This window comes from Methylotuvimicrobium sp. KM1 (genome assembly GCF_044788715.1).
Classification (GTDB): Bacteria; Pseudomonadota; Gammaproteobacteria; order Methylococcales; family Methylomonadaceae; genus Methylotuvimicrobium.
The window spans coordinates 2,787,854-2,811,713 of the sequence record NZ_CP173170.1 but is presented as its reverse complement, the minus strand read 5'-3'; the positions used below and the strand labels follow the sequence as shown (position 1 = coordinate 2,811,713).

General features: G+C 48.5%; 25 protein-coding genes. 21 read left to right on the top strand and 4 right to left on the bottom strand.

Going from position 1 to position 23,860, the window contains the following annotated elements:
• Window positions 1-225: 225 nt before the first annotated feature.
• Together ispD and ispF are read left to right on the top strand one after the other, a co-directional pair.
• Window positions 226-921: a 2-C-methyl-D-erythritol 4-phosphate cytidylyltransferase gene (gene ispD, locus ACINK7_RS12015; protein WP_404355425.1), complete on the top strand. Its 696-nt coding sequence runs from the start codon at window positions 226-228 to the stop codon at window positions 919-921.
• Between the two features lie 13 nt (window positions 922-934).
• Complete coding sequence (gene ispF / locus ACINK7_RS12010) at window positions 935-1,408, top strand: 2-C-methyl-D-erythritol 2,4-cyclodiphosphate synthase (RefSeq protein ID WP_404355423.1); 474 nt, start codon at window positions 935-937, stop codon at window positions 1,406-1,408.
• A gap of 186 nt (window positions 1,409-1,594) precedes the next feature.
• On the opposite strand, the gene ACINK7_RS12005 is transcribed toward ispF, so the two are convergent.
• A complete protein-coding gene (locus ACINK7_RS12005; RefSeq protein WP_404355421.1) occupies window positions 1,595-1,819 on the bottom strand; it encodes a hypothetical protein in 225 nt (74 codons plus the stop codon).
• Between the two features lie 330 nt (window positions 1,820-2,149).
• Here ACINK7_RS12005 and truD point away from each other — a divergent pair, with 330 nt between their 5' ends.
• Together truD and ACINK7_RS11995 are read left to right on the top strand one after the other, a co-directional pair.
• Window positions 2,150-3,172, top strand: coding sequence for a tRNA pseudouridine(13) synthase TruD (gene truD / locus ACINK7_RS12000; protein ID WP_404355419.1), 1,023 nt, complete (start codon window positions 2,150-2,152; stop codon window positions 3,170-3,172).
• Window positions 3,173-3,175: 3 nt separating this feature from the next.
• Window positions 3,176-3,970 carry an undecaprenyl-diphosphate phosphatase gene (locus tag ACINK7_RS11995; RefSeq protein WP_404355417.1) on the top strand — a complete coding sequence of 265 codons (795 nt, stop codon included), beginning with the start codon at window positions 3,176-3,178 and terminating at the stop codon, window positions 3,968-3,970.
• Here ACINK7_RS11995 and ACINK7_RS11990 read toward each other — a convergent pair.
• Complete coding sequence (locus tag ACINK7_RS11990; RefSeq protein ID WP_404355416.1) at window positions 3,929-4,495, bottom strand: Smr/MutS family protein; 567 nt, start codon at window positions 4,493-4,495, stop codon at window positions 3,929-3,931. The genes ACINK7_RS11995 and ACINK7_RS11990 overlap by 42 nt on opposite strands.
• A gap of 74 nt (window positions 4,496-4,569) precedes the next feature.
• Between ACINK7_RS11990 and surE the strand changes: the two genes are divergently transcribed.
• The 5 genes from surE to ACINK7_RS11965 all read left to right on the top strand — a co-directional run bounded on the left by surE (window position 4,570) and on the right by ACINK7_RS11965 (window position 8,139).
• Window positions 4,570-5,310: a 5'/3'-nucleotidase SurE gene (gene surE, locus ACINK7_RS11985; RefSeq protein ID WP_404355414.1), complete on the top strand. Its 741-nt coding sequence runs from the start codon at window positions 4,570-4,572 to the stop codon at window positions 5,308-5,310.
• Window positions 5,311-5,326: 16 nt separating this feature from the next.
• A complete protein-coding gene (locus ACINK7_RS11980; protein ID WP_341328939.1) occupies window positions 5,327-5,986 on the top strand; it encodes a protein-L-isoaspartate(D-aspartate) O-methyltransferase in 660 nt (219 codons plus the stop codon).
• Window positions 5,987-5,988: 2 nt separating this feature from the next.
• On the top strand, window positions 5,989-6,576 hold the full coding sequence (locus ACINK7_RS11975) for a YqaA family protein (RefSeq protein ID WP_404355412.1): 588 nt from the start codon (window positions 5,989-5,991) through the stop codon (window positions 6,574-6,576).
• Window positions 6,577-6,938: 362 nt separating this feature from the next.
• Complete coding sequence (rpiA, locus tag ACINK7_RS11970; protein ID WP_404355411.1) at window positions 6,939-7,685, top strand: ribose-5-phosphate isomerase RpiA; 747 nt, start codon at window positions 6,939-6,941, stop codon at window positions 7,683-7,685.
• 145 nt (window positions 7,686-7,830) lie between these two features.
• A complete protein-coding gene (locus ACINK7_RS11965) occupies window positions 7,831-8,139 on the top strand; it encodes a (2Fe-2S) ferredoxin domain-containing protein (RefSeq protein WP_404355409.1) in 309 nt (102 codons plus the stop codon).
• Window positions 8,140-8,141: 2 nt separating this feature from the next.
• On the opposite strand, the gene ACINK7_RS11960 is transcribed toward ACINK7_RS11965, so the two are convergent.
• The gene (locus tag ACINK7_RS11960) at window positions 8,142-9,464 is read right to left on the bottom strand and encodes a DEAD/DEAH box helicase (RefSeq protein ID WP_404355407.1); all 1,323 of its coding nucleotides are present in this window, start codon (window positions 9,462-9,464) and stop codon (window positions 8,142-8,144) included.
• Window positions 9,465-10,167: 703 nt separating this feature from the next.
• Between ACINK7_RS11960 and ACINK7_RS11955 the strand changes: the two genes are divergently transcribed.
• The 4 genes from ACINK7_RS11955 to ACINK7_RS11940 all read left to right on the top strand — a co-directional run bounded on the left by ACINK7_RS11955 (window position 10,168) and on the right by ACINK7_RS11940 (window position 12,592).
• The gene (locus tag ACINK7_RS11955) at window positions 10,168-10,422 is read left to right on the top strand and encodes a hypothetical protein (RefSeq protein WP_404355405.1); all 255 of its coding nucleotides are present in this window, start codon (window positions 10,168-10,170) and stop codon (window positions 10,420-10,422) included.
• 147 nt (window positions 10,423-10,569) lie between these two features.
• Complete coding sequence (locus ACINK7_RS11950) at window positions 10,570-11,466, top strand: hypothetical protein (RefSeq protein ID WP_404355404.1); 897 nt, start codon at window positions 10,570-10,572, stop codon at window positions 11,464-11,466.
• Entirely contained in the window at window positions 11,453-12,139 is a 687-nt protein-coding gene (locus ACINK7_RS11945) for a rhomboid family intramembrane serine protease (protein ID WP_404355402.1), read from the top strand. Before ACINK7_RS11950 ends, ACINK7_RS11945 begins: the two co-directional genes overlap by 14 nt.
• Window positions 12,140-12,265: 126 nt before the next feature.
• Window positions 12,266-12,592: a hypothetical protein gene (locus ACINK7_RS11940; protein ID WP_404355400.1), complete on the top strand. Its 327-nt coding sequence runs from the start codon at window positions 12,266-12,268 to the stop codon at window positions 12,590-12,592.
• Between the two features lie 449 nt (window positions 12,593-13,041).
• Here the strand turns inward: ACINK7_RS11940 and uvrA are convergent, their stop codons facing one another.
• Window positions 13,042-15,858, bottom strand: a complete 2,817-nt coding sequence (uvrA, locus tag ACINK7_RS11935) for an excinuclease ABC subunit UvrA (RefSeq protein ID WP_404355398.1) — start codon at window positions 15,856-15,858, stop codon at window positions 13,042-13,044.
• Window positions 15,859-16,031: 173 nt separating this feature from the next.
• Here uvrA and ACINK7_RS11930 point away from each other — a divergent pair, with 173 nt between their 5' ends.
• From ACINK7_RS11930 to ACINK7_RS11895, 8 genes are all read left to right on the top strand, one after another.
• The gene (locus ACINK7_RS11930; protein ID WP_404355397.1) at window positions 16,032-16,781 is read left to right on the top strand and encodes a DUF2231 domain-containing protein; all 750 of its coding nucleotides are present in this window, start codon (window positions 16,032-16,034) and stop codon (window positions 16,779-16,781) included.
• A 161-nt stretch (window positions 16,782-16,942) separates the two neighbouring features.
• On the top strand, window positions 16,943-17,569 hold the full coding sequence (locus ACINK7_RS11925) for a phosphoribosylanthranilate isomerase (protein ID WP_404355395.1): 627 nt from the start codon (window positions 16,943-16,945) through the stop codon (window positions 17,567-17,569).
• Between the two features lie 4 nt (window positions 17,570-17,573).
• A complete protein-coding gene (gene trpB, locus ACINK7_RS11920) occupies window positions 17,574-18,776 on the top strand; it encodes a tryptophan synthase subunit beta (protein WP_014147965.1) in 1,203 nt (400 codons plus the stop codon).
• Window positions 18,773-19,576 (top strand): tryptophan synthase subunit alpha, encoded by an 804-nt coding sequence (trpA, locus tag ACINK7_RS11915; protein WP_404355393.1) that lies wholly within the window; start codon window positions 18,773-18,775, stop codon window positions 19,574-19,576. The genes trpB and trpA overlap by 4 nt, the downstream gene beginning before the upstream one ends.
• 36 nt (window positions 19,577-19,612) lie before the next feature.
• A complete protein-coding gene (accD, locus tag ACINK7_RS11910; RefSeq protein WP_404355391.1) occupies window positions 19,613-20,563 on the top strand; it encodes an acetyl-CoA carboxylase, carboxyltransferase subunit beta in 951 nt (316 codons plus the stop codon).
• A 168-nt stretch (window positions 20,564-20,731) separates the two neighbouring features.
• Window positions 20,732-22,003 carry a bifunctional tetrahydrofolate synthase/dihydrofolate synthase gene (folC, locus tag ACINK7_RS11905; RefSeq protein ID WP_404355389.1) on the top strand — a complete coding sequence of 424 codons (1,272 nt, stop codon included), beginning with the start codon at window positions 20,732-20,734 and terminating at the stop codon, window positions 22,001-22,003.
• 335 nt (window positions 22,004-22,338) lie between these two features.
• The gene (locus tag ACINK7_RS11900; RefSeq protein WP_404355387.1) at window positions 22,339-23,328 is read left to right on the top strand and encodes an SPOR domain-containing protein; all 990 of its coding nucleotides are present in this window, start codon (window positions 22,339-22,341) and stop codon (window positions 23,326-23,328) included.
• Between the two features lie 20 nt (window positions 23,329-23,348).
• The gene (locus tag ACINK7_RS11895; protein WP_404355386.1) at window positions 23,349-23,840 is read left to right on the top strand and encodes a CvpA family protein; all 492 of its coding nucleotides are present in this window, start codon (window positions 23,349-23,351) and stop codon (window positions 23,838-23,840) included.
• Window positions 23,841-23,860: the final 20 nt, after the last annotated feature.

The following is a 23,860-nucleotide window of genomic DNA, read 5'->3' as shown; positions in this document are numbered from 1 at the left end:
TGCAAGGAAGGCTGGCTGGGTATCGCTGATGCTCAACCCAGTCTACGACATTCTGCCTGTGGGAGCGATCCCTTGATCGCGATCTCGAAGCCCGGGTTGCCAGTGACTGTTAATGGTATCGAGGTCACATAGGCCAAGATACTATAATGATGGTTACCAGTTATTCAAAACGATGATCGGTCCACCGTAGGATCCCATAGACAAGCATAGATTTTTACCTTATCGATGACAAATACCCGATCCATATGGGCGGTAGTTCCGGCTGCCGGTGTCGGCAAACGCATGCAGGCCGACCGTCCCAAACAATATCTCGAATTAGTGGGCAAAACCGTCTTGGAGCATACGTTGACACGTTTGTTGCAAGCCGAAATTTTTACTGCGATTTCGGTTGCGATTTCTATCGAAGATCCGTATTGGCCGGAACTGGCGATTTCGAAAAATGAGCATGTGCAGACCGCACCGGGCGGCAAGGAGCGTTCGGATTCAGTGCTTTCTGCGTTACAGGCGATATCCGGATCAGCATCTGAACAAGACTGGGTATTGGTTCACGATGCAGCGAGACCTTGTATTACCGCCGCCGATATTCGGTTTCTGATTGACTCATTGCAAGATGACGAAATAGGCGGAATTTTGGCGCTATCGTCGCATGATACGCTAAAAAACGTCCAAGGCGGCAGTATTGTCGGAACCCTGGATAGAACGCATATTTGGCGCGCGTTGACGCCGCAGATGTTTCGCTACGGCAAGTTGAAACAGGCGCTTGAAGCGTCGGTCGGCAATCCGGCCGTGACCGATGAGGCGAGTGCACTCGAATTGCTCGGCTTTCAACCCAAGATTGTCGAAGGACGTCCAGACAATATCAAGATTACCCGACCCGAAGACTTACCCTTAGCGCAATTTTATTTGGAACAGCAACAATGAGCAGGCAACAACAATGATCAGAGTCGGTCAAGGTTACGATGTGCATCGTTTCAAGGAAGGTGGAGACGTTATTTTGGGTGGCGTGAAGATTCCTTATGAAAAAGGTCTCGACGCGCATTCGGACGGAGACGTCGTGCTGCATGCTTTGTCTGATGCGCTTTTGGGTGCGGCCGCGTTAGGCGATATCGGTAAGCACTTTCCCGATACTGATCCAAGTTTCAAAGGAGCCGATAGTCGCGTATTGCTTCGCCATGTTTATCAGATTGTGCAAAATAAAGGTTATTTTCTCGTCAATGCCGATATTACGATTATTGCCCAAGCGCCGAAAATGGCACCACATATCGAGGGAATGTGCCGTAATATAGCCGAAGATTTGAAGGTCGAACTCGACTGTATCAATGTCAAGGCGACTACGACTGAAAAGCTCGGCTTCGAAGGCCGCGGAGAAGGCATTGCCGTCCAGGCGGCCGTATTGATTGAAAGGTAGAACGACGCTGATAGAGCCGGATTTGTAACCCCGTTCTACAGGCATTGTTCAAACTTGTAGTAGGGCAAACCTTAAACCTAGAAAAAGCATTTCACCATGAAGATCATGAAGAATAAGAAGGTTGTTCAATAACTTGCTATACGTTTGTATAAAACTTTCGCTCACCCAAAAGGCTAGCAAGAAAATTTAGGTGATTTCTTGAAATTCTTTCGTGTTCTTTATGGTTAAACCGGTTCCGAAGAGGGTGCGGTTGCTTGATTGGCAGATGTCTGCGCCAGGGCAGATTTTTGCTCCTGCAAAATCTGCATTCACGCCATCCATGGCGTTTGCAAATTTTTGCTCCTCGGCAATTGCTGAGTTACATGGATGTAATGAATGCAGAAAATGCAGGAGCATTTTTCTGCCCTGCATCGCCTAAAGCGCCTACTGTTGGTGCCCTAATACACGCCATCCTTGGCGTAATGCAAAATCTGCATTTTTGCCATCCATGGCAACCAGATTCCGCCGTCGAGCCTACATGGACGTATTCACGGCGTCCTGTCGGGCGAGTGAACATACCCTCCGCCACGCCGCGCACTTTCATTTGCCTGGGCGATTGCCGGGCCTTCATGAGCGTTAGGATGAAAGATTATTTTCTCAAAGCCGGATAATTGCCGCAATTACCTTGGATACATCAGCAAGAACCCGCCTGATCGACATCATCCAAGTCTCAATAGTTAAACCAACGGATCCCTCCTAGTCTTGAAAAACATCGAAATACCGCAGTGGCCCTATGCTTACGGAGGCCCATCCGGAACCGGAAAGATCCGCACCGAGCCCGAGGACTTTATCGTCAATGAAGTGCTGTCGTTCGAACCTTCAAGCGAAGGCGAGCATGTTTTCCTGCTCATTGAGAAAAAAGGCGAAAATACCGAGTTTGTGGCGAGACAACTGGCTCGTTTTGCCGGCGTTAGGCAGCGCGATATCGGATATGCCGGCTTGAAGGATCGTCATGCCGTTACGACGCAATGGTTCAGTGTATGGTTACCGGGCAAGGAAGCGCCGCAATGGTCCGATTTCGAATCGGAAACGATTACGGTTCATCGGTCAATACGTCATGCTCGTAAATTGAAACGCGGCATATTATCCGGTAATCGTTTCGAACTATTGATTAGAGATTGGCAAGGTGACGAAAAGCGACTTGAAGATCAGTTGAGTCGGATCAAGACCTGCGGTGTGCCGAATTATTTCGGCGAGCAACGCTTCGGAAATCTCGGGCAGAATGTCAATAAAGCTCTGGCTCTATTCGAAGGCGCTAAGGTTAAGCGTGAACAACGCGGTATTTACCTATCGGCGGCACGTTCGTTTTTGTTTAATCATATTTTGGCTGAAAGAATCAGGCTAGAGAGTTGGAATAAACCGGTCGATGGCGATGTTTTCATTGTTGACGGCTCCCGAGGGTTTTTTAAAGTCGACCAAATCGATCAATCCATTTCTAAACGGGTCGACGCGTGCGAAATTCACCCGAGCGCTGTGCTTTGCGGGCAGGGGGCTTCCGAAGTAGCCGGTGAGGCTCGGGCGATCGAATCCGCAGTTATCGAACGTTTCGATTTTATAGGTCGCGGTTTGTCCGACTGCGGCCTGGAAAGCGCTCGCAGGGCGCTTAGAATGAGCGTGTCCGATTTACAGTGGTGTTTTATTTCGCAGGACAGATTGCAACTAAAATTCACCTTACCGGCGGGTAGCTATGCGACCGCTTTACTTCGAGAAATAATAGAGAGTTAAATCATGGATATCATTCAAGCCATCTCGTTGGCTTTGTTACAGGGGTTGACTGAATTCTTGCCAATTTCGAGTTCCGCGCATTTGATTTTATTGCCGGTTATCTTGGGTTGGGAGGATCAGGGGCTCGCATTCGATGTCGCGGTGCATGTCGGTACCTTAACGGCTGTTGTAGCCTATTACCGTAAGGACTTATTGACGATTATTACGGCATGGTTGGGTTCGTTCACCGGCAAAGGAGCTTCAGACGATTCCCGTTTGGCCTGGTATGTGGTGTTGGGCACGATTCCGGTGGGCCTTGCGGGCTTATCGATGCCTCACTCGCTTGAAGAGTCATTGAGGTCGCCTCTGGTGATTGCGAGTTCGACCATCGTTTTCGCGATCTTGCTGTGGAGTTCAGAAAAGTTCGCTAAAGAGCGTAGGACTGTCGTGACTTTATTCGATGCTTTGCTGGTCGGCGTGTTTCAGGCGATCGCATTGATTCCCGGCACTTCCCGTGCGGGCATCACGATCACGGCCGGCTTGTTTTCCGGTTTACAGCGCGAGCAAGCTGCTCGTTTCTCGTTTCTGCTGTCGATTCCGGTAATTGCATTGGCCGGTATGCTAAAGGCTTTTGAATTGTTCAAGTCCGATATCGAAGTCATGTGGGACTTTATGGCGATCGGGGCGGCGGTTTCCTGTGTCGTTGCTTACTTAACAATCGGTTGGTTTTTGAAATTGCTGAATCGGATCGGCATGATTCCTTTCGTTTGGTATCGTTTAGCGCTCGGCATAGTCTTGTTCGTCGTATTTATCCGTTAAACGCAGCAGAACAAAAACCGCCCCCGTGCCGCCTTCTCTGTGCGGTGCGGAACAAAAGGCTTGTACATCCCGGTGTTGGCGAAGCCATAAATTGAGGCTGTTTTTCAAAATCGGTAGGTTATCCGGTGAGCGATAGCCCTTGCCATGTACGATACAGACGCAACGGAAACCTTCCTCCACACAGCTATGCAGAAAGCGTAATAATTGCTTTTTTGCCTCATGGCTACTCAGGCCGTGTAAGTCGATTTCGGCGTCGAGTCCGTAATGCCCTTTCCGCATTTTTCGCAAAACATTTTTTTGTAAACCGGGGCCTAAAAAGCTCAGACTATCCTCGAGACTTAGCAATTCAGTGACCAATATTGATTCGTCAAGCGATTGAGCATTATCAACTGAACGTTTAGCGGGTATGGGTTTGGGTTTAGGTGTGGTGCTCAGGTGCAGTTTGTCGCTGTCTATCGATATGACTTTTCCGACTGCTTGGCGAAACAGATCCCGATCTTCTTGTGTTAGGCTTTTTTTTCTCACGTTAGCTGATTTAAATACGATAAGTTGTTAATATTAGGGATTTTATAAACTATTTGCGCGCGAGGCGACTTAAAATGCATATTTTGTTGAGCAATGATGACGGCTATCTGGCTGAAGGCCTGAATGCATTGGCTGATGCATTAAGCGCTCATGCCGAAATTTCGGTTGTGGCGCCGGACCGAAACCGCAGCGCGGCCAGTAATTCACTGACTCTGGAAAGACCGCTCAGAGCTTACCAAGCCTCTAACGGTTTTATTAGAGTAGACGGCACGCCGACCGATTGCGTTCATTTGGCGATCACCGGTTTGTTGGCGCAAGAGCCTGATATGGTATTTGCCGGAATCAATCACGGTTCCAATTTGGGCGATGACGTACTCTATTCCGGCACCGTGGCGGCGGCGACCGAAGGCCGGTTTTTAGGCCTGCCGGCTGTGGCGATTTCGTTGGTCGGTAATAATCCTAGGTATTTCGATACGGCGGCGCAAGTTGCGGTTATATTACTACAAAGATTGATAGAAGAGCCTTTGCCTCAAGATAGTATTTTGAATGTCAATGTACCCGATATTCCTTTTAACGAGCTTAAAGGCTTTCAGTCGACTCGCTTGGGGCAACGTCATAAGGCCGAACCGGTGGTCAAAAGCGTCGATCCTCGCGAAAGACCTATTTACTGGGTAGGGCCGCCAGGACTGGAGCAAGATGCGGGACCCGGAACCGATTTTTATGCAATTAAAACGGGTTATGTTTCGGTGAGTCCCTTGCAGGTTGATTTGACACGCTATGAGCGTATAGGCGCTTTGGAAAAATGGTTGCCTTAGGAGAAATATAATAATGATGATGCTTAATGTGAAAGGAATAGGCATGACTTCCATGCGAACCCGGGAGCGTATGGTGGGGCGTTTGAAGGAACAGGGGATCACCAATCATAAAATTCTCGATGCGATGCGTAATACGCCGCGTCATTTGTTCGTCGATGAAGCACTCGCTAGTCGAGCCTACGAAGATACTGCTTTGCCGATCGGTTATAACCAGACGATATCGCAGCCTTATATTGTCGCTAAAATGACCGAATTGCTTCTGGCATCAGGCCCGCTTGCCAAGGTCCTGGAAATCGGTACCGGTTGCGGTTATCAGACGGCGGTGTTGTCTCAATTGGTTGATTATGTTTATACAGTCGAACGGATTCAGCCGTTGCAGAAGAAAGCCAAAAATTTGGTATGGAGTTTGAAACATAAAAACATCAGCTATTTGCACAGTGATGGTGGCTGGGGATGGCCGGAACATGCTCCTTACGATGGGATTTTGGTAACGGCGGCTCCGCCAGAAATTCCCGAAATGCTTCTGCGGCAACTGGCTGTCGGCGGCGTGATGGTGATTCCGATCGGTCATGCCGGCGGACAGGAGCTACAACGGGTTACGCGAAACGCATCAGGATTCGAAGTCGAAATCCTGGAGTCGGTCAATTTCGTGCCGTTTTTGTCGGGCAGGGAATAAGCATGTTTCAAGCGCTATACGATAAGACACTATCGTGGTCCCGGCATCGGCATGCCTTGAAGTATCTTTGTGCTTTGAGCTTTGCAGAATCGTCTTTTTTTCCGATTCCGCCCGATGTCATGTTGGCGCCGATGGCACTCGGCCGTCCTCAACACGCTTTCCAATTTGCGCTATGGACCACGGTATTTTCGGTCTTGGGAGGCATTTTTGGTTATGCGATCGGTTTTTTTATGTTCGACCAGCTTGAGCCTTGGTTAAAAACCACGCATTATTGGGAGGGCTTTCTATTGGCCCGGCAATGGTTTACTAATTGGGGGTTCTGGGCAGTCTTGATGGCCGGTTTTTCGCCGATACCTTACAAAGTATTCACGATAGCGGCTGGCGTGATGAGTATGGTGTTTTTACCGTTCGTGCTAGCATCGACAGTCGGGCGCGGCGCGAGGTTTTTTTTGGTGTCGTTGCTAATCGCGGCAGGTGGCGAAAAACTCGAAGCGAAACTACGCGAATATATGGATCGTCTGGGCTGGGCTTTGGTTGCACTGGTAGTTATCGGAGGGGTGGCTTATAAGTTGATGGTGGGTAGTCAATAGTTTGTTGTTATCGCTACTTCACTTACTATCCATCGTAGATGAAAATTCGGCCTTGGGGTGCCCGTCAAAGGACGCCGTAAACTCAGTACCTAAATCCAGCACCTAAATTCCATAGGTCTTTGGCAATGATTTAAAATCATGGCTTATTTAGGTGCTGGATGAATTATCCAAGACAATTAACCATGGCCATTGGGTTATGAAATTTAGGTGCTGGGTAAATACATCCATGGCTCTATGCCAGCTCCATGCTGGCAAAGCCTTTACCGAGCACCCCAAGGCCTCCTCCGACAATGCCGAAATTTGAAGTGCGAAAGGTATATATAGAAACTTAATTGACGAATGGATTACTTCTGGGAGTCGCAATGAATGATAAAGAATTGGTGGCAGTCCATGCCGCAAAGCTTGTTAAAGACGGGATGCGGGTCGGGCTCGGGACCGGTTCCACGGCAGACTGTTTTATTAAAGAGTTGTCTCGCCTCCATAAAGATCAAGGTTTAAAAGTGATCGTGATCGCCAGTTCGGTTGTCAGCGCGATTAAGGCTCGTGAATTGGGTTTGCCTCTGCAGTCGATCGAACAAACCGAGCGAATCGATCTCTATGTCGATGGCGCCGATGAAGTCACCCTCGATAAGACGCTGCTTAAAGGACGGGGCTATGATTTGGTGCGAGAAAAATTGTTGGCGAAGGCGGCCGACCGATTCGTCGTTCTGATCGATAAAAGCAAGTTGGTTGGGCGTATCGGCGAACGATTTCCAATTCCAATCGAGGTAATGCCGTTTGCCTGGCGAATGGTTAAAGAAAGTTTGGTAAAACTAGGCGGCAGGCCGGCATTACGACGTACTGCAAACGGTGACGGATTGGTGGTGACGTCTTACGGAAGCTTGGTACTCGATACCGTATTCGATGCCACGATTGATACCGTTGATCTCGACGATGCGCTTAACGCCATGCCGGGCGTTATCGAGCACGGTATATTTCGGGGCTTGGCAAGTTCAGTATTGATAGGCGCTGATGGCGCCATCCAAGAATTAGACCCTGAAACTAGGTCCGATTCTCAAGATGTCGATAGTCGGGATTTTGTCGATGACGGCTCTGCAGATGGCGATTGAAGTAATTATTTGCCAAATATTCCTCGTTCCCACGGTTTCAGCGTGGGAACGCATGTCGATTTTGCCTCGGAAGCCAAAGTATGGGTTCCCACGGAGGATCGTGGGAACCAGAAATAGAAATCTTACGAAATTTTAAAATACTGCGATGAGTTACTTTAAACACCATGTTTTTTTCTGTACCAATCAGCGCGAGAATGGAGCGGCCTGCTGCCAAGATCATGACGCGCAGTGTTTTCGAGATTATGCGAAAGCGCAATTGAAAAAGCTAAAAATGAGCGGGCCCGGCAAATGTCGCATCAACAATGCCGGTTGTCTGGATCGTTGCAAGGAAGGGCCGGTAATGGTCGTCTATCCCGATGCCATTTGGTATCGTTATGAAAATCAAGCCGATATCGATGAGATTATCGAGGAACATTTGCAGAATGGACGAGTTGTCGAACGCTTGAAAGTTTGAGATTAACCGTTGTTTTCCAGTTCGCTTGGCTTGCGTCTTTTACCGATTTTTTTGCGGTCACGATGGCGATCTTTGATTTTGGACGCTTTCTTCTTCGGTTCCGCTTTTTTGTTTTTACTACTGGCCGCTTTTCCCGAGGCTTTGAGCTTTTTAGGTCCTTTATAGCGACCTTCCAACTCCTTGATCGTGCGCCGGGTCAGTCGCTGTTGTAGATAGCGTTCGATACCCGCCAAGACGTTCCATTCGGTAGAGTTGATCAATGCGATTGCAAGTCCCGGTCGACCGGCTCGTCCGGTACGGCCGATTCTGTGCAGATAGTCATTACCGTTACGGGCTAAGTCGAAATTAATGACCAGGTCCACACCTTCGATATCGAGACCGCGCGCGGCAACGTCAGTTGCGACCAGTATATCGATGGTTCCATCTCGGAAAAACCCCATGGTTTTGTTGCGTTCGCTTTGGTCCATGTCGCCATGCAGCGAGCCTACGCGCAGTTTTTGCCCTCTCAATGGACCGCGCAATTGATCGGTATGGACTTTGGTGTTGGTGAAGACCAAGGCTTTTTCATATGTTTCGTGGCTTAGCAGCCAGATCAATAATTTTTTCTTATGTTCGAAATCGTCGGCCAGCAACATTTGCTGTTCGATATCTTCATGTTCTGCGTGTATGCCATCGAGATAGACTTTTTCCGGCTCTTTAAGAAGTGTGAGAGCAATACCTTTGATCGTCGGATTAAGTGTCGCGGAAAATAACAGGGTTTGGCGTTCCGGCTTGCAAACGCTTGCGATTTTCAGTAAATCGTTTTTGAAGCCCATGTCGAGCATACGGTCGGCTTCATCGAGAATGAGTAGGTCGAGTCGGCTGAAATCGGCGGAGCCTTCCTCGATGACTTCGATTAGGCGTCCTGGAGTTGCGATGATGATGGCGGTACTTTTCGCAAATAAAGCGGATTGTTTCTTGAAGTCTTCGCCGCCGATAATCATGCCGGACTTGATCGGAGTGAATTCGGCCAACTGTCGGCATTGTTTATATGTTTGTTTGGCCAGTTCCCTTGTAGGCGCGAGTATCAAGACTTTTGCCGCGTTGTCTGCGGGGCAATTTTGCAGCAGATACTGTAAAGCGGGTATTAGAAAGGCTGCGGTTTTACCGCTTCCGGTTTTTGCACAAACCCAAAGATCTTTGGATTCGGTGGCCAAAGGTATGACGGCAGCCTGTACTTCGGTTGGGCGATCGAAACCCATGGCTTCCGTGGCTTGTTGGATGCGTGAATCAAGCTCGAATTGGCCGAATGTTAAAGAGGGCGTTGGTCCCGGTTGTGTTTCCATAAAACCTTGAATGAGTTGGCTGAGCCGGCAGTTTTCCAATTTAGCAGAAGCGCCGTAAAGATAAATCCGACAATGTTACGTTTTGTTTAAAATATAAGCAACTACGAATAAAAGTTCTTAGTGTCGTTGAGATCTGTATGAAGCGTCATTGATTTGGCTATGTTCGCGTTAGCAGTTGAAACGGTTCTCTTTCCTACTATTCCCTTTTGATTGAAAAACCGCCTAAGAATAAAAGGTATGAAATGTGTCTATCGAGGAACGCCGTGAACCCGTCCATGGGGGCTTGACGGCAGCGCTCCCTGCTGCCGACATCCTCGCTAGCCACACCCTATACCTTCATAAAGTTAGCTAATTTTTGAGTATAAAGGGAGTATACCCATCGTAGATAAAAATTCGGCGCCGGGGTGTCCGTCAAAGGACGCCGTGAATACGTCCATGTAGGCTCTATGCCAGCTCCATGCTGGCAAAGCCTTTGTCGGACACCCCGGCGCCTCCTCGGGCACTGCCGAAATTTGAAGTGCGAAAGGTATAAATAAACCATTTAGGAAATAGTCAATGATTACTTTCCAATACTCTGAGCGTGGAAGAGGGTACGATTACTCGCTTGACAGGACGCCGTAAATACCTCCATGTAGGCTTGACGGCGGCGACTGATTGCCAAGGATGGCGTGTATTAGGGCACCAACAGTAGGCGCTTTAGGCGATGCAGGGCAGAAAAATGCTCCTGCATTTTCTGCATTCATTACATCCCTGTAACTCAGCAATTGCCGAGGAGCAAAAATTTGCAAACGCCATGGATGGCGTGAATGCAGATTTTGCAGGAGCAAAAATCTGCCCTGGCGCAGACATCTGCCAATCGAGCAACCGTACCCTCCTTTCAACAATTCGCTTAATATTGAAAAAAGCAAGTTATTTAGAGCTATATCCTTTGGTTTCTGCGGACTTTGAGTTCAAATAGGTATCAACTATTAACGCGAACATAGCCATTGATTTTATCTTTTTCAGCATGCTGATATGCTAAGCAGCAAAGTCGCCGGGCACGGAATATAAAATTTAATGCGCCGGTTTTATCTTTAAGATTGGGTTTTAAGGAGGATTGTTATTTATGAGGGCTTTAGCGAATTTTGTAATGCAGGGACCGTATCAGGCCTTGGCCGCTGCTTGCGTGTTGGGTGCTTTATCTCAATTTGTTTTGCCGTTGGCGCTATTTTGTTGCGGCATCATCGCATTATGCGTATTGTCGCGTTCGGATAGCTACTGGTTGATTGTTTTGATCGGAACGGCTTTGGTTGTTTATGTTAGTAGTCTTTTTGTCGAAAGCAGACCGGGCCTCGAGACTCCGGTGGTTTTGTTTTTGTTGGTGCCGTTGGCGGCTTCGGCGAAAGTATTGCGTGTTACCCAATCGCAAAGTTTGGCGATAATGGTCGCGGCGGTGTTTGCGGCCCTCTTGGCGGTTTCGATACAGGTCGTATCAGGCGATGCCGCGCAATGGTGGGCTATTTGGTTGGAAGGGGCTGTTGAAGGCGTTAAAGGCGCTACTTATCAAGGTTTCGAGGCCGATGGTACTTTACGGTTGATGAATGGATTGGTGGCGATGATGTTCGGTTTCGCAGTGACTTCATCGTTGTTGATCGGACGTTGGATGCAGGCGGCTTTATACAACCCTGGAGGATTCGCCGAGGAATTTTACCGAGTTAGATATCCTATTTATGCATTGGGCGTTTTGGGTGTTGTGTTGATCGTGACAGCGCTATTAAGCGAAGCCTTACTTTATGATTTGTTATTGGTTTTTACGATGCCGTTTTTCTTCCATGGTATGGCGGTTTTACATTGTACGGTTGACGTTTCCGAGCGCAGCAAAAATTATTTACTGCCGCCGTATTTATTATTGTTTGTTATGCCGCAATATGCGATCGTCGGCATGGCTTTTCTCGGCATGGCCGATATTTTTTTAAATTTTAGAAAAGCTGTCTATAAACGGAAAGATCATGATTCCAATTAGAGATACCGCTCCGTGTTATTCAAGGCCGATTGTTTCTTGGAGTTTAATGGTTTTATGTATCGTGATCTTTATCGCGATGGAAATTATTCCCGATCAATTGAAACACCGTTTGACTTATCTATTCGGTATGGTGCCGTTGCGTTATGCAAGCCCCGCTTGGGCGGCTCATTTCGGTTTGCCCCCCGATTATTATTTATCGTTTTTGACCAGTCTTTTTTTGCATGGAGGTTGGTTGCATTTAGTCACTAACATGTTGTTCATGTGGATTTTTGCCGATAATGTCGAAGACCTGATGGGCAGGGGGCGCTTTTTGGTTTTTTATGTGATTTGCGGATTATCGGCTCAGGCCTTGCAGTTTTATTTCGACCCTTATTTAACGATACCGGTCGTTGGCGCATCGGGAGCCATCGCCGGTGTATTGGGGGCTTATTTTTTTCTATATCCGTTTGAGCGCGTCATTGTTTTTATACCGATCTTATTTTTTCCATTGGTTTTTCATGTGCCGGCGATAGCTTTTTTGGGGTTTTGGATCATTCTTCAATTGCAAAAAGCCACGACTTCGGTGATGTTTGATGGCGTGATGGTTGATGTGGCTTGGTGGGCGCATTTAGGTGGTTTTATTGCAGGGGCGGTTTTATATCGGTTTTTCCTGCGTAACGAGCCTGAGCAATAAAAAATGAAATTGGATCGCATTTCTGTATAATAAGCGCCTTTTAAAGGCTTGCCCTTTCACGATTAAAGGGCCGAACATGTTGCGGCCTTCGAGGCTTCTTAGTATTGTCGGGAAATTAAAATTACAATGAAAAATATTAATGTCGCATTAGTTAGACTTCTCCAGTTCGTCGTATTCGTTCTGTTTACATTCATGGTATTGATTTATTTTGGAGCGATGGTTTTATTGCCGCTGGATGCCGCCGTGTTATTGATCAAGTTGATGACCTTGTTCGGTTTAAACGGAGTTATTGCGGCTTTTATTGCGATTCCTATAGTGGCTTATTTAGGTTTGAGAGTCTATCGAATTCCTGGGCTTGTGAAAATGGTCATCGATACCGGAGTCGAATTGGTCAACACCGGCAAAGCTAAAATCGATGCGTTCAACGCGCTAGCCGAATCTGAAAAAGTATAACGCTTTTGCAATGTAAACAAGGCCGGAAAGAGCAATCTTCCGGCCTTTTTTGTTTTCAATCCTTATTTCGTGATATTTGCCGTGAACTTTGAAAAGGCATTTCACCATGAAGATTATGAAGAATAAGATTTAATTCAATAACTTGTTGAGCGTTTGTATAGAGCTTTCGTTCACCCAAGAGGTTAGCGGGAATGTTTACTGTGAAAGTTCGCAGTTTTGCATTCATTATCTAATTTTTCGATATGCGAAACGCTGCTGGCTGCGAAGAGGGTGCGGTTGCTCGACCCGCAGGCGTCGGCGGCAGGGCGCTGCCGTCAAGCCCCCATGAATGGGTTCATGGCGTTCCTCGACAGGGATACCCCACACCCTAGATCCAGTGAGAATGCTCAAACTGGGAATTGCTGTATAAAAATTGAGCCGTGCTTAAAAATTCGAGTCAATTCGCCAAATCAGCTAAAAAATCGTTTTAAATAATGCCCGGTATGCGAGGCGTTGTTTTTACTCAATTGTTGCGGTGTGCCTTCAGCGACCAGTGTGCCGCCTCCGTCGCCGCCTTCCGGCCCCATATCAATAATCCAATCCGCCGTTTTGATCACGTCCAGGTTATGCTCGATGACAATCACGGTATTGCCGTGATCGCGTAGTGTATGTAATACGCGCAATAATTGTTTGATATCGTGGAAATGCAGGCCGGTTGTGGGCTCGTCGAGAATATAGAGCGTCTTTCCGGTATCGCGTTTCGACAATTCCTTAGCGAGCTTGACGCGTTGCGCCTCGCCGCCGGAAAGCGTGACGGCATTTTGTCCGAGCGTGATGTAATTCAATCCCACTTCTGTCAAAGTATGGAGTTTTTTGGATAACACCGGGACGGCACTGAAAAATTGCGTGGCGTCCTCTACGGTCATGTCCAAAACTTCGTTAATTGCTTTGCCTTTGTAGCGAATTTCCAGCGTTTCACGGTTATAACGTTTACCGCCGCAGACGTCGCAATGTACGAAAATATCCGGCAAGAAATGCATTTCGACTTTGATGACTCCATCGCCTTTGCAGGCCTCGCAACGTCCACCTTTGACGTTGAAGCTGAAGCGTCCCGGCGCGTAGCCGCGTGAACGAGCTTCGGGCGTTGCCGCGAATAATTCCCGGATGGGCGTAAAAATTCCGGTATAAGTAGCCGGATTCGAGCGGGGCGTTCGGCCGATCGGGCTTTGATTAATATCGATGACTTTATCGAAATATTCAATGCCTTCGATTTCATCGCAAGGTGCTGGTAGGGCGCCGGCTCGGTTGATTGCGCGCGCAGCATAACGGTAAAGCGTATCGTTGATGAGCGTCGACTTACCTGAGCCGGATACGCCGGTAATACAAGTGAGTAGACCGACCGGTAGAGCAATATCGACGTTTTTCAGGTTATTGCCTTGAGCGTTGCGGATCACGATGCGCTTTTCCGGGTCGACCGGCGTCGTGCTTTCCGGAATCGAAATCATTTGTTTTCCCGACAAGTACTGGCCGGTCAACGAGTCGGGTGAGTCGATGATGTCTTGCGGCGAACCCTGTGCGACGATTCTACCGCCGTGAATACCGGCGCCGGGGCCGATATCGACGATATGATCGGCCGAGCGAATCGCATCTTCGTCGTGTTCTACGACGATTACGGTATTACCCAGATCCCTGAGCCGGAACAGGGTATTCAACAAGCGATCGTTATCGCGCTGATGCAGGCCGATTGACGGTTCGTCGAGCACATACATCACGCCGACTAAGCCCGCGCCGATTTGACTTGCCAGTCGGATACGTTGCGCTTCGCCGCCGGACAACGTATCGGCGCTACGATCGAGGGTCAGATAGTCCAGCCCGACATTGACCAAGAACTCTTGTCGTTCGACGATTTCCTTGATGATTTTTGCAGCCACTTCGCCCTGTTTTCCAGGTAAGTCCAATTCTTCGAAAAACTGTAAAGATTTGCGTATCGGAAAACGGGTAAGTTCGTGCAAGGGACGTTCGTTGACGAAAACATGGCGGGCGGCCTTGTTTAGGCGCGCTCCGCCGCAGTCGGGACAGGTTTTTTGCGATAGATATTTGGCCAGTTCCTCACGGACCATCGGAGAGTCGGTTTCATGGTAACGGCGATCCATGTTCGCGATGATGCCTTCAAAGCTGTAGCGTTTGGTTTGGCCGGCGCGCGGACCGCCAAGTAATTTGAAATCGATCGCTTCGTCGCCGCTGCCGAACAATAATACTTTTTTGATGTTGTCAGGTAGTTCCTGATAAGGGATTTCCGGATCGAAACCGAAGTGTTCGGCCAGCGAGCAGATGATTTGATAATAATAAGCGTTGCGCCGATCCCAGCCTCGAATCGCCCCGCCGGCTAGGCTAATGTTGGGATTATGCACCACCAGTGCCGGATCGAAGTGTTGGCGGACGCCAAGTCCATCGCAAGTTGGGCAAGCGCCTTTCGGGTTGTTGAACGAAAAAATGCGCGGTTCCAATTCGCTGATGCTGTATCCGCAGTGGGGGCAGGCGTAGCGTTCGGAAAATAATAAGGTCGTGTTGTCGTCCATGGAAACGGCCAGCGCAATACCGTCTGCGATGCGAAGTGCCGTTTCGAATGACTCGGAAAGGCGCAATGCGATGTCGTCACGAATTTTGAATCGATCGACGATCACTTCGATCGTGTGTTTTTTCTTGGGTTCGAGCACCGGCGTTTCGTCGAGATCGTATACGGTGCCGTCAATACGTGCTCTGATAAAGCCTTGCGCGCGTAAGTCCTCGAACAGTTGCAGGTATTCCCCTTTGCGCTGGCTGATGACGGGTGCCAATAACATCCAGCGCCCGCCTTCCGGTTGTTCGAGCACGCTATCTACCATCTGGCTGACGGTTTGTGCGGCTAATGAAACGTTATGGTCAGGGCAACGAGGCGTGCCTGCACGCGCATACAGCAAACGCAAGTAATCATAGATTTCGGTAATTGTGCCGACTGTCGATCGTGGATTATGCGAGGTTGATTTTTGTTCGATCGAAATCGCCGGGGACAGTCCTTCAATATGATCGACATCCGGTTTTTCCATCATCGACAGGAATTGCCGGGCGTAGGCAGATAGCGACTCGACATAACGCCGTTGGCCTTCGGCATAAATCGTGTCGAAAGCCAGTGAGGATTTGCCGGAACCGGAGAGGCCGGTAATGACAATCAAGGAATCGCGGGGTAAATCCAGGTCGATGTTTTTTAAATTGTGGGTGCGCGCGCCGCGAATGCTGATGGTGTCCATTGATGAAATGTCGCTTTAGGAAACAGGCCGTTAATATACGGCGAAACCAGGCCGATTTCAAAACTCGGTAGGATGAAGTCTTACAAGTCTGCTTTATCGCTTTCTAGCAGTTTGCAATTCCGACGATTTCGAGTACATTGTGTTTATTCGAAACCTAACATAGCGTAATTGATGTGAATCACTTTTTTTCTTTTCAAATTCATGGCGGCGCCGATCATGGCGGCGGGGTAGCCGAGTCAGTCGGGCATTTTTTGGGATTTCTGGAAAGTCTGGCGGCTCAAGAGCCTTCAGACATATTTGCGAGCATATTTCCGGGAATCGCAGAACTGGATAATATTCATCCTTTGCTAGTACATTTTCCAATCGCTTTATTAATCGGTTTTTTTATTCTCGACTTATTAGGGACTTTGATTCGTAACCCGGTTTGGCGCAGTGCCGCTTCGGCGATGCTTTATTTTGGGACGATTGGCGCAGCAGTGACTGTTTATACCGGTTTGCAAGCCGGCGAAACGGTTGCGCACGGCGGTAATGTTCATGACATCATGGAAAGGCATGAGCAAATTGGTATTACGGTGTTGAGTTTGTCGGCGTTGTTATCGGTTTGGCGTCTGTTGGCCGGTAGTTCGCTTAAAGGTGCTGCAAACGGTTTTTTTCTATTGCTGTCGGCGGGTTTGTCTGTGTTGGTCGTTTTGGGCGCCGATTTGGGCGGATTGATGGTCTATCGTTACGGCGTTGCAGTCGAAGGGGCAATCGATCCTCAAGAAGCCAGTGTGCATGAGCACGGGCAACCGCAAGTCAATGAGCATAGACATGATTCGGGTGGTGAGCCCCCTCACTCTGATTCATCTCAGAGCCATCACCCGAGTGATAATCATCTACATCCTGACAATCACGAGCACTCCGAATCAAATCATACTCATTAGTCGTTGTATTAACCACCTTAGATCAAAATTCGGCCCCGCACCCTGAACACGGAGAAATTTCTCAAACTGGGAATTGATGAGGCCATTTTAGCCTTAGCTTAGAGCTTTTGTTTTATGTTATTCTATTCGGCTAAATTTTTTATTAAATCCCTTATCTCTTTATGCGTACTCGCGTTAAAATTTGCGGCTTTACCCGGGTTAATGACGCAGTCCGTGCGGCGCATCTAGGCGTAGATGCGATCGGGTTGGTTTTTTATCCGTCTAGTCCGAGAAATATTGATATCGATCAAGCTCTTGCGATTGCCGAAGCTTTACCGCCCTTTACCAGTGTTGTCGGTTTGTTCGTCGACGAGCAAGAGGCGCGTATTCGTGAAGTGTTGAGTCGAGTGCCGATCGACTGTTTGCAATTTCACGGCGATGAGGCGCCAGATGCTTGCGAGCTGTACAATAAACCTTATATCAAGGCAATTAGGATGCGACAGGATGTTGATATAGCTGATTTGGCTAAACGGTATTCCGGAGCCGCCGGTTTGTTACTCGATGCCTATCATCCGGGAGTGAAAGGCGGTTCTGGAAACCGTTTCGATTGGGATTTGATTCCGCAATCTTGCCCGAAACCGATTATTTTGGCCGGCGGTTTGGAACCCGGCAATGTCAGGCAGGCAATGGAATCGGTCGGCCCTTACGCATTGGATGTCAGCAGCGGCGTGGAATCGGAAAAAGGTATTAAGGATGCCGGTAAAATGGCGGCATTCGTAAGAATAATTAACAAGGGTAATAGAAGTTAGTAACATGACACAGCATTATAACTTGCCGGACGAGCGCGGACATTTCGGTCCTTATGGCGGAAAATTCGTTGCCGAAACATTAATGGGGCCTATTCAAGAGTTAGAAGAGGCTTATCTGCGCTATATGCAGGATCCTGAATTTTTAACCGAACTGGATGCCGATTTACAGCATTATGTCGGGCGCCCTTCACCGCTTTACCATGCCGAACGCTGGAGTCGGCATTTAGGCGGTGCACAGCTTTATTTGAAACGAGAAGACCTCAATCATACCGGCGCACATAAAGTTAATAATACGATCGGACAGGCGTTATTGGCTAAGCGCATGGGAAAAACCCGGATCATCGCTGAAACCGGCGCGGGTCAACATGGTGTAGCTACGGCTACGGTTGCTGCCAGATTGGGACTCGAGTGCGTTGTTTATATGGGGGCGGTCGATGTCGCGCGACAGTCCTTGAATGTTTACCGAATGAAACTGCTTGGCGCAAAAGTCGTTGCGGTCGAATCGGGTTCGAAGACTCTGAAAGACGCGTTAAACGAAGCGCTCCGTGATTGGGTTACCAATGTCGACAATACATTCTACATCATTGGAACGGTAGCAGGGCCTCATCCTTATCCTGCGATGGTGCGCGATTTTCAAACCGTGATCGGCCGTGAAGCCAAAGAACAATGTTTGACCATGACCGGGCGGTTGCCCGATGCGCTGGTCGCTTGTGTCGGGGGCGGGTCGAACGCGATCGGTTTGTTTTATCCTTTTATCGACGATGCGTCGGTCAAAATGTACGGCGTCGAAGCGGCCGGAGACGGCGTCGAAACAGGACGTCATTCTGCTCCGCTTTGTGCGGGACGTCCGGGAGTTTTACACGGCAATCGGACTTATTTGATCGAGGATGATGATGGTGAAATCATCGAAACGCATTCAATCTCGGCGGGCTTGGATTATCCCGGCGTCGGACCCGAGCATGCTTGGTTGAAAGACAGCGGGCGCGCCGAATATGTCAACATAACCGATGATGAAGCCTTGAAGGGTTTCCATGATTTAACCGAAATGGAAGGCATTATCCCTGCGCTGGAATCGAGTCATGCGATTGCCTATACGACAAAGCTGGCGCCGACCATGCCCAAAGACAGCATTATTATTATCAATCTTTCCGGTCGTGGCGATAAAGATATCATGACCTTGGCGCAACGCGAGGGAATAGAACTGTGAGCCGTTTAGCCGCAAAATTCGAAGAGCTTTCCAAATCAGGCCGTAAGGCTTTAATTCCATTTTTGACGGCCGGTGATCCGCATCCGAATTTTACCGTGCCGATGATGCATGCGATGGTGGAAGCGGGCGTTGATATTATTGAGCTTGGCGTACCGTTTTCCGATCCGATGGCGGACGGACCGGTCATTCAGAAAGCCAGTGAACGCGCCTTGGCGCATAAAATGAGTTTAAGAAAAGTACTCAATATAGTCGCCGAATTCAGAAGAAAGGATGACCAAACGCCGGTCGTGTTGATGGGGTATTTAAATCCGATCGAGGCAATGGGTTACGAAGATTTTGCCAATGCGGCGCAACGCGTCGAAATCGATGGTGTGCTGACGGTTGATTTGCCGCCTGAGGAGGCCGGTTTCTGTGTTTCGCTGCTGAAAGAACGCAGTATCGATCCGGTTTTTTTGTTGGCGCCCAATAGTAATGAAGAACGCATTCGTAAAATGGATGCGGCGGGCAGTGGCTATATTTACTACGTTTCACTCAAAGGTGTGACCGGTGCCGGGCACTTGAACACCGCCGATGTCGAGGAAAGGCTGAAGTTAATCCGTGCGAATACTCAATTGCCGATCGGTATCGGCTTCGGTGTCAAGGATGCCGAGACGGCAAAGACAGTGGCTCATTTAGGTGATGGTGTCGTTGTCGGTAGTGCCTTAATCAGTAAAATCGAAGCGAATTTGGATAATCCGGAGCAGGCCTGTTCCGAAATAGTCGATTTACTTAAAGCCATGCGCGCTGCAATGGATGAATAAGTCGTCGATCACATGAGCGAATTCGGAGTTTAAAATATGAGTTGGTTTGAAAAACTGGTCCCCTCAACAATCAGAACAGACGGGACTAACAAGAAAAAAGGCGCTGTGCCCGAGGGCTTATGGACCAAGTGTCCGAGTTGCAACGCGATTCTCTATAACAACGAATTGGAACGAAATTCCAGTGTGTGCCCTAAATGCAATCATCACATGCGGATATCGGCAAGAGTACGGTTGGAATTATTTCTCGATGAGCAGGATCAAGATGAAATCGGTCAACATATCAAACCGACCGACCCGCTTAGATTCAGGGATTCCAAACGCTATAAAGACCGTATAAGCCAAGCGCAAAAACAGACCAAGGAAAGCGATGCGCTCGTAGTGATTAAGGGTAAGCTAAAGAATAAAGATATCGTAGCCGCTGCGTTCGATTTCAGTTTTATGGGCGGTTCGATGGGGTCGGTGGTCGGTGAGCGTTTCGTGCGAGGCGTGAATCAGAGCCTCGAAATCGGTGCGCCGTTCATTGTTTTTACCGCCAGCGGCGGCGCTCGCATGCAGGAATCGTTGTTTTCATTGTTTCAAATGGCGAAAACCAGCGCGGCCTTGACACGGTTGTCGGAAGCGGGATTGCCGTTTATTTCTTGTATGACCGACCCGACGATGGGCGGTGTTTCCGCAAGTTTGGCGATGCTTGGCGATATTAATGTCGCCGAGCCGAATGCCTTAATCGGTTTTGCAGGGCCTCGCGTCATCGAGCAAACCGTTCGAGAAAAATTGCCGGAAGGTTTTCAACGTAGCGAGTTTCTGCAAGAGCACGGCGCTATCGACATGATTATCGATAGGCGTGAAATGCGCGATAAAATTGCTGCAATGCTGGCGATTTTGATGGCTTCGCGGATGGAAACGAAAATAAGCCCGAATGTAGACGAGCCTATTATCTTGGCCGAATCCGAGCCTTTGCCTGCCGTTCAGGATTCAGTGCAATTATAAATGGCCGAATGATCTTACTGTTGCGGTTAAGCCACGAGAAACACAACAAAAATCGGTGCGCAATGGGGCTTACGTCTGCAGTTATTGGATGGGACAATCCACGATTTTCTATCTCGTTAGCGCTTTCGTGCTTTTTTATGTTTTCGTGGAACCCACAATTTGTCTGAGATGAAGCATTTCGATACGCTCGAGGACTGGCTGAAGTGGCAGGAAGGTTTGCATCCGCAAACGATCGATCTAGGCTTGGAGAGAGTACAGAGTGTATTCCGCGCATTGCAACCGGATTACAATAAGCCGCCGACGATCACGGTAGCAGGAACCAATGGTAAAGGTTCATGCGTGGCTTTCTTAGAATTCATTTATCGGGCTCAAGGTTACCGAGTCGGTACTTATACTTCTCCACATATTCTAAGTTATAACGAACGTATAAAAATTAACGGCAAACCGATTAGCGACGACTTGATTTGTTCGGCTTTCGAGCGTATTGAATCGGTTCGTGACGGTATATCGTTGAGTTACTTTGAATTCGGGACCTTGGCTGCTCTCGATATTTTTTCCAGAGCCAATCTCGATGTGCAATTGTTGGAGGTAGGTTTAGGTGGGCGTCTTGATGCCGTCAATATTGTCGATCCCGACGTTTCGATAATTTCAAGTATCGGGATCGATCATGCGGAATGGCTCGGTGAAACGCGCGAGCTGATTGGTCGTGAAAAAGCCGGTATTTTCAGAAAGCAGGTTCCCGCGATAATCAGCGACCCTGCCCCCCCTGTATCGATACTCGACTATGCAAACGAAATCGAGGTCCCGGCTTTTTTTATCGGGTGCGATTTTGCTTATCGGAAGCAGTCGAAAGGCTGGATATGGTACACACCCGATCGGCAGATCGATGGATTGCCGGAACCTAATCTCAAAGGCGAGCATCAATATCGAAATGCGGCTGCTGTGGTAATGGCCGTGACCCTAATGTCTTCACGACTGCCGATTAGTGTGGATTCGATAAGGCAGGGCATCGAATCCGTTGAACTGACCGGGCGTTTTCAATTCATTAATGACGAGATACCGGTCCTACTCGATGTCGGGCATAATCCGCAAGCCGTTCAGACCTTGGTCGACTATCTGAGTGATAATTTTTCCGGCAAACGGATTCATGCTGTTTTTACGATGATGAAGGATAAAGATATTCCTGGCGTTATCGGTATCATGAAGCCATTGGTTCATCAATGGTATTTTGCGCCGTTAAAAGACAATCCGCGGTGCGCTTCCGAGACAATGATGCAAGATTATTTTGAGCAGTGCAAAATTACGGGTGTTAATTTAGGTTTTTCCGGATTGCAAGATGCATTGGATAGCGCCAAGACTAAAGCCGGAAAAAACGATTTATTATTGGTTTTCGGTTCTTTCTTTTTAGTATCTGAATATTTAGGAATATGCACAAAATAACTTCTACAAGTATTAGGCTTTGCAGCGGTTTGGTGACTCGCTTGACAGGACGCCGTGAATACGTCCATGTAGGCTTGAAGGCGGAATCTGAATGCCAAGGATGGTATGAATGCAGATTTTGCATTACGCCATGGATGGCGTGTATTAGGGCAATGAGGGCAGAAAAATGCTCCTGCATTTTCTGCATTCATTACATCCCTGTAACTCAGCAATTGCCGAGGAGCAAAAAATCTGCCCTGCCGCCGACCTGTCAATTAAGCCACCGAATCCCCTTCCAACAGTTGTCGAAGTTATTTCATGCTCGTTTCTTAGCTGTTTTAGCTTAGAGGTTAACGATGGACCAGGAATTAAAACAAAGATTGATCGGCGCGGTTGTCATCACCGCGTTGGCCGCTATTTTTGTACCGATGCTGTTTGACGATCCGATTGAGGAGAGCGGTCAATTGGTCAACGAATTAGCCTTGCCTGAGCCGCCAGTGCAAGAATTTGCCAAGACTGCCGAGCGTCTTCCGGACAGCAGTCGGCCTCAATGGACCGAAGAGTCGGTTGACGAAGCCGAGCCTGATGCTGATGAAGTAGAGGGTTTGACTCCTGAAGAACTCGAATACATTGGGCCTGTCGATGACGGGTCTGAGCTTAAACCTATTGATAAGAAAAAATTGCCGTCCTCTTTGACGGAAACGGATAAGCCGACCGAGATAGCTGAGAATGCTCCGGTTTCCGAAGTCAGGGTTCCGAAAACGGAGTCGGCGGAGACATTGCCGATTGCGGAACTCGTGACGTGGTATATACAGCCGGGCAGTTTTAGTAAGAAAGATAATGCATTCGCATTGCGCGATAAATTGCGTTCTCAAGGTTTTCCCGCTGCGGTCGAGGAGATCGATATCCGAGGCGGAAAATCCTATCGGGTCTTGGTGGGGCCTGAAACCGATAAAAGCAAAGCCCAGGCGCTTAAAACGCGACTGGATGCCGATAATAACCTCAAGAGCCTTTTATTGTCGGTCAATAAGCCCAAGGCCATCGAACCGTCAGCGGCTGCTCAAATAAGTCAATCGGCGCCTCAACAGAGAGGGCCGGCTGCAAGCACAGGCATGGTTAAGTGGTATATACAATTAGGCAGTTTCAGTAAGCAGGAAAATGCCGATTCGCTCCGTGATAAACTGCGCGCAAAAGGTTTTCCTGCCGCCGTTACCGAAGTCGATACCGCGCAAGGTAAGGCGTATCGTCTTCGTGTCGGTCCCGAGCTCGATAAAAAACGAGCTGAAACCCAACTGATGCAATTGGATAGCCAACACAGTCTCAAAGGTTTTCTGGTTTCCGAATGAGCTTTATAGGAGATGCGGATATGATCTGGGTCGATTATGCCATTTTGGGGTTGATCTCCATTTCCTTGGTGATCGGTTTATTTAGAGGCTTTATCGAAGAGGCATTCTCGCTGGTATTGTGGGTCGTCGCGATTTGGCTCGGGTTGACGTTTAGTCGGGAGTTTTCCGCGCTTTTGGAGCCGGTTTTTAGCGTGCCTTCGGCACGTATTGCCGCAGCCTTTGCGGCATTGTTTTTTTCGGTGCTAATCGTCGGTGCATTAATCAATTTAATGTTACGAAAATTGGTTAAGCAGACCGGATTGACCGGGTCGGATCGTTTCGCCGGAATGATTTTCGGTATCGCTCGCGGATTGTTGGTCGTCACGGTTTGCGTCATGTTGGCCGGTTTGACGCCGCTTCCGGAGGATGCTTGGTGGAAGGAGTCAACTTTGATTCCGCCTTTTCAATCGCTTGCCGTCTGGTTGCGGGAACATATTCCGTCGGACGTGATGAGCTATGTTAATTATCGTTGATTAAAATTTTAGGTTTAAAG

What these genes read in the sequence shown, in the direction of transcription:
- ispD (WP_404355425.1), top strand. Translation starts at nt 226, where the DNA reads ATGACAAATACCCGATCCATATGGGCGGTAGTTCCGGCTGCCGGTGTC.
- ispF (WP_404355423.1), top strand. Translation starts at nt 935, where the DNA reads ATGATCAGAGTCGGTCAAGGTTACGATGTGCATCGTTTCAAGGAAGGT.
- ACINK7_RS12005 (WP_404355421.1), bottom strand. Translation starts at nt 1,819, where the DNA reads ATGCAGGGCAGAAAAATGCTCCTGCATTTTCTGCATTCATTACATCCA.
- ACINK7_RS11995 (WP_404355417.1), top strand. Translation starts at nt 3,176, where the DNA reads ATGGATATCATTCAAGCCATCTCGTTGGCTTTGTTACAGGGGTTGACT.
- surE (WP_404355414.1), top strand. Translation starts at nt 4,570, where the DNA reads ATGCATATTTTGTTGAGCAATGATGACGGCTATCTGGCTGAAGGCCTG.
- ACINK7_RS11980 (WP_341328939.1), top strand. Translation starts at nt 5,327, where the DNA reads ATGATGCTTAATGTGAAAGGAATAGGCATGACTTCCATGCGAACCCGG.
- ACINK7_RS11975 (WP_404355412.1), top strand. Translation starts at nt 5,989, where the DNA reads ATGTTTCAAGCGCTATACGATAAGACACTATCGTGGTCCCGGCATCGG.
- rpiA (WP_404355411.1), top strand. Translation starts at nt 6,939, where the DNA reads ATGAATGATAAAGAATTGGTGGCAGTCCATGCCGCAAAGCTTGTTAAA.
- ACINK7_RS11965 (WP_404355409.1), top strand. Translation starts at nt 7,831, where the DNA reads ATGAGTTACTTTAAACACCATGTTTTTTTCTGTACCAATCAGCGCGAG.
- ACINK7_RS11960 (WP_404355407.1), bottom strand. Translation starts at nt 9,464, where the DNA reads ATGGAAACACAACCGGGACCAACGCCCTCTTTAACATTCGGCCAATTC.
- ACINK7_RS11955 (WP_404355405.1), top strand. Translation starts at nt 10,168, where the DNA reads ATGCAGGGCAGAAAAATGCTCCTGCATTTTCTGCATTCATTACATCCC.
- ACINK7_RS11950 (WP_404355404.1), top strand. Translation starts at nt 10,570, where the DNA reads ATGAGGGCTTTAGCGAATTTTGTAATGCAGGGACCGTATCAGGCCTTG.
- ACINK7_RS11945 (WP_404355402.1), top strand. Translation starts at nt 11,453, where the DNA reads ATGATTCCAATTAGAGATACCGCTCCGTGTTATTCAAGGCCGATTGTT.
- ACINK7_RS11940 (WP_404355400.1), top strand. Translation starts at nt 12,266, where the DNA reads ATGAAAAATATTAATGTCGCATTAGTTAGACTTCTCCAGTTCGTCGTA.
- uvrA (WP_404355398.1), bottom strand. Translation starts at nt 15,858, where the DNA reads ATGGACACCATCAGCATTCGCGGCGCGCGCACCCACAATTTAAAAAAC.
- ACINK7_RS11925 (WP_404355395.1), top strand. Translation starts at nt 16,943, where the DNA reads ATGCGTACTCGCGTTAAAATTTGCGGCTTTACCCGGGTTAATGACGCA.
- trpB (WP_014147965.1), top strand. Translation starts at nt 17,574, where the DNA reads ATGACACAGCATTATAACTTGCCGGACGAGCGCGGACATTTCGGTCCT.
- accD (WP_404355391.1), top strand. Translation starts at nt 19,613, where the DNA reads ATGAGTTGGTTTGAAAAACTGGTCCCCTCAACAATCAGAACAGACGGG.
- folC (WP_404355389.1), top strand. Translation starts at nt 20,732, where the DNA reads ATGAAGCATTTCGATACGCTCGAGGACTGGCTGAAGTGGCAGGAAGGT.
- ACINK7_RS11900 (WP_404355387.1), top strand. Translation starts at nt 22,339, where the DNA reads ATGGACCAGGAATTAAAACAAAGATTGATCGGCGCGGTTGTCATCACC.
- ACINK7_RS11895 (WP_404355386.1), top strand. Translation starts at nt 23,349, where the DNA reads ATGATCTGGGTCGATTATGCCATTTTGGGGTTGATCTCCATTTCCTTG.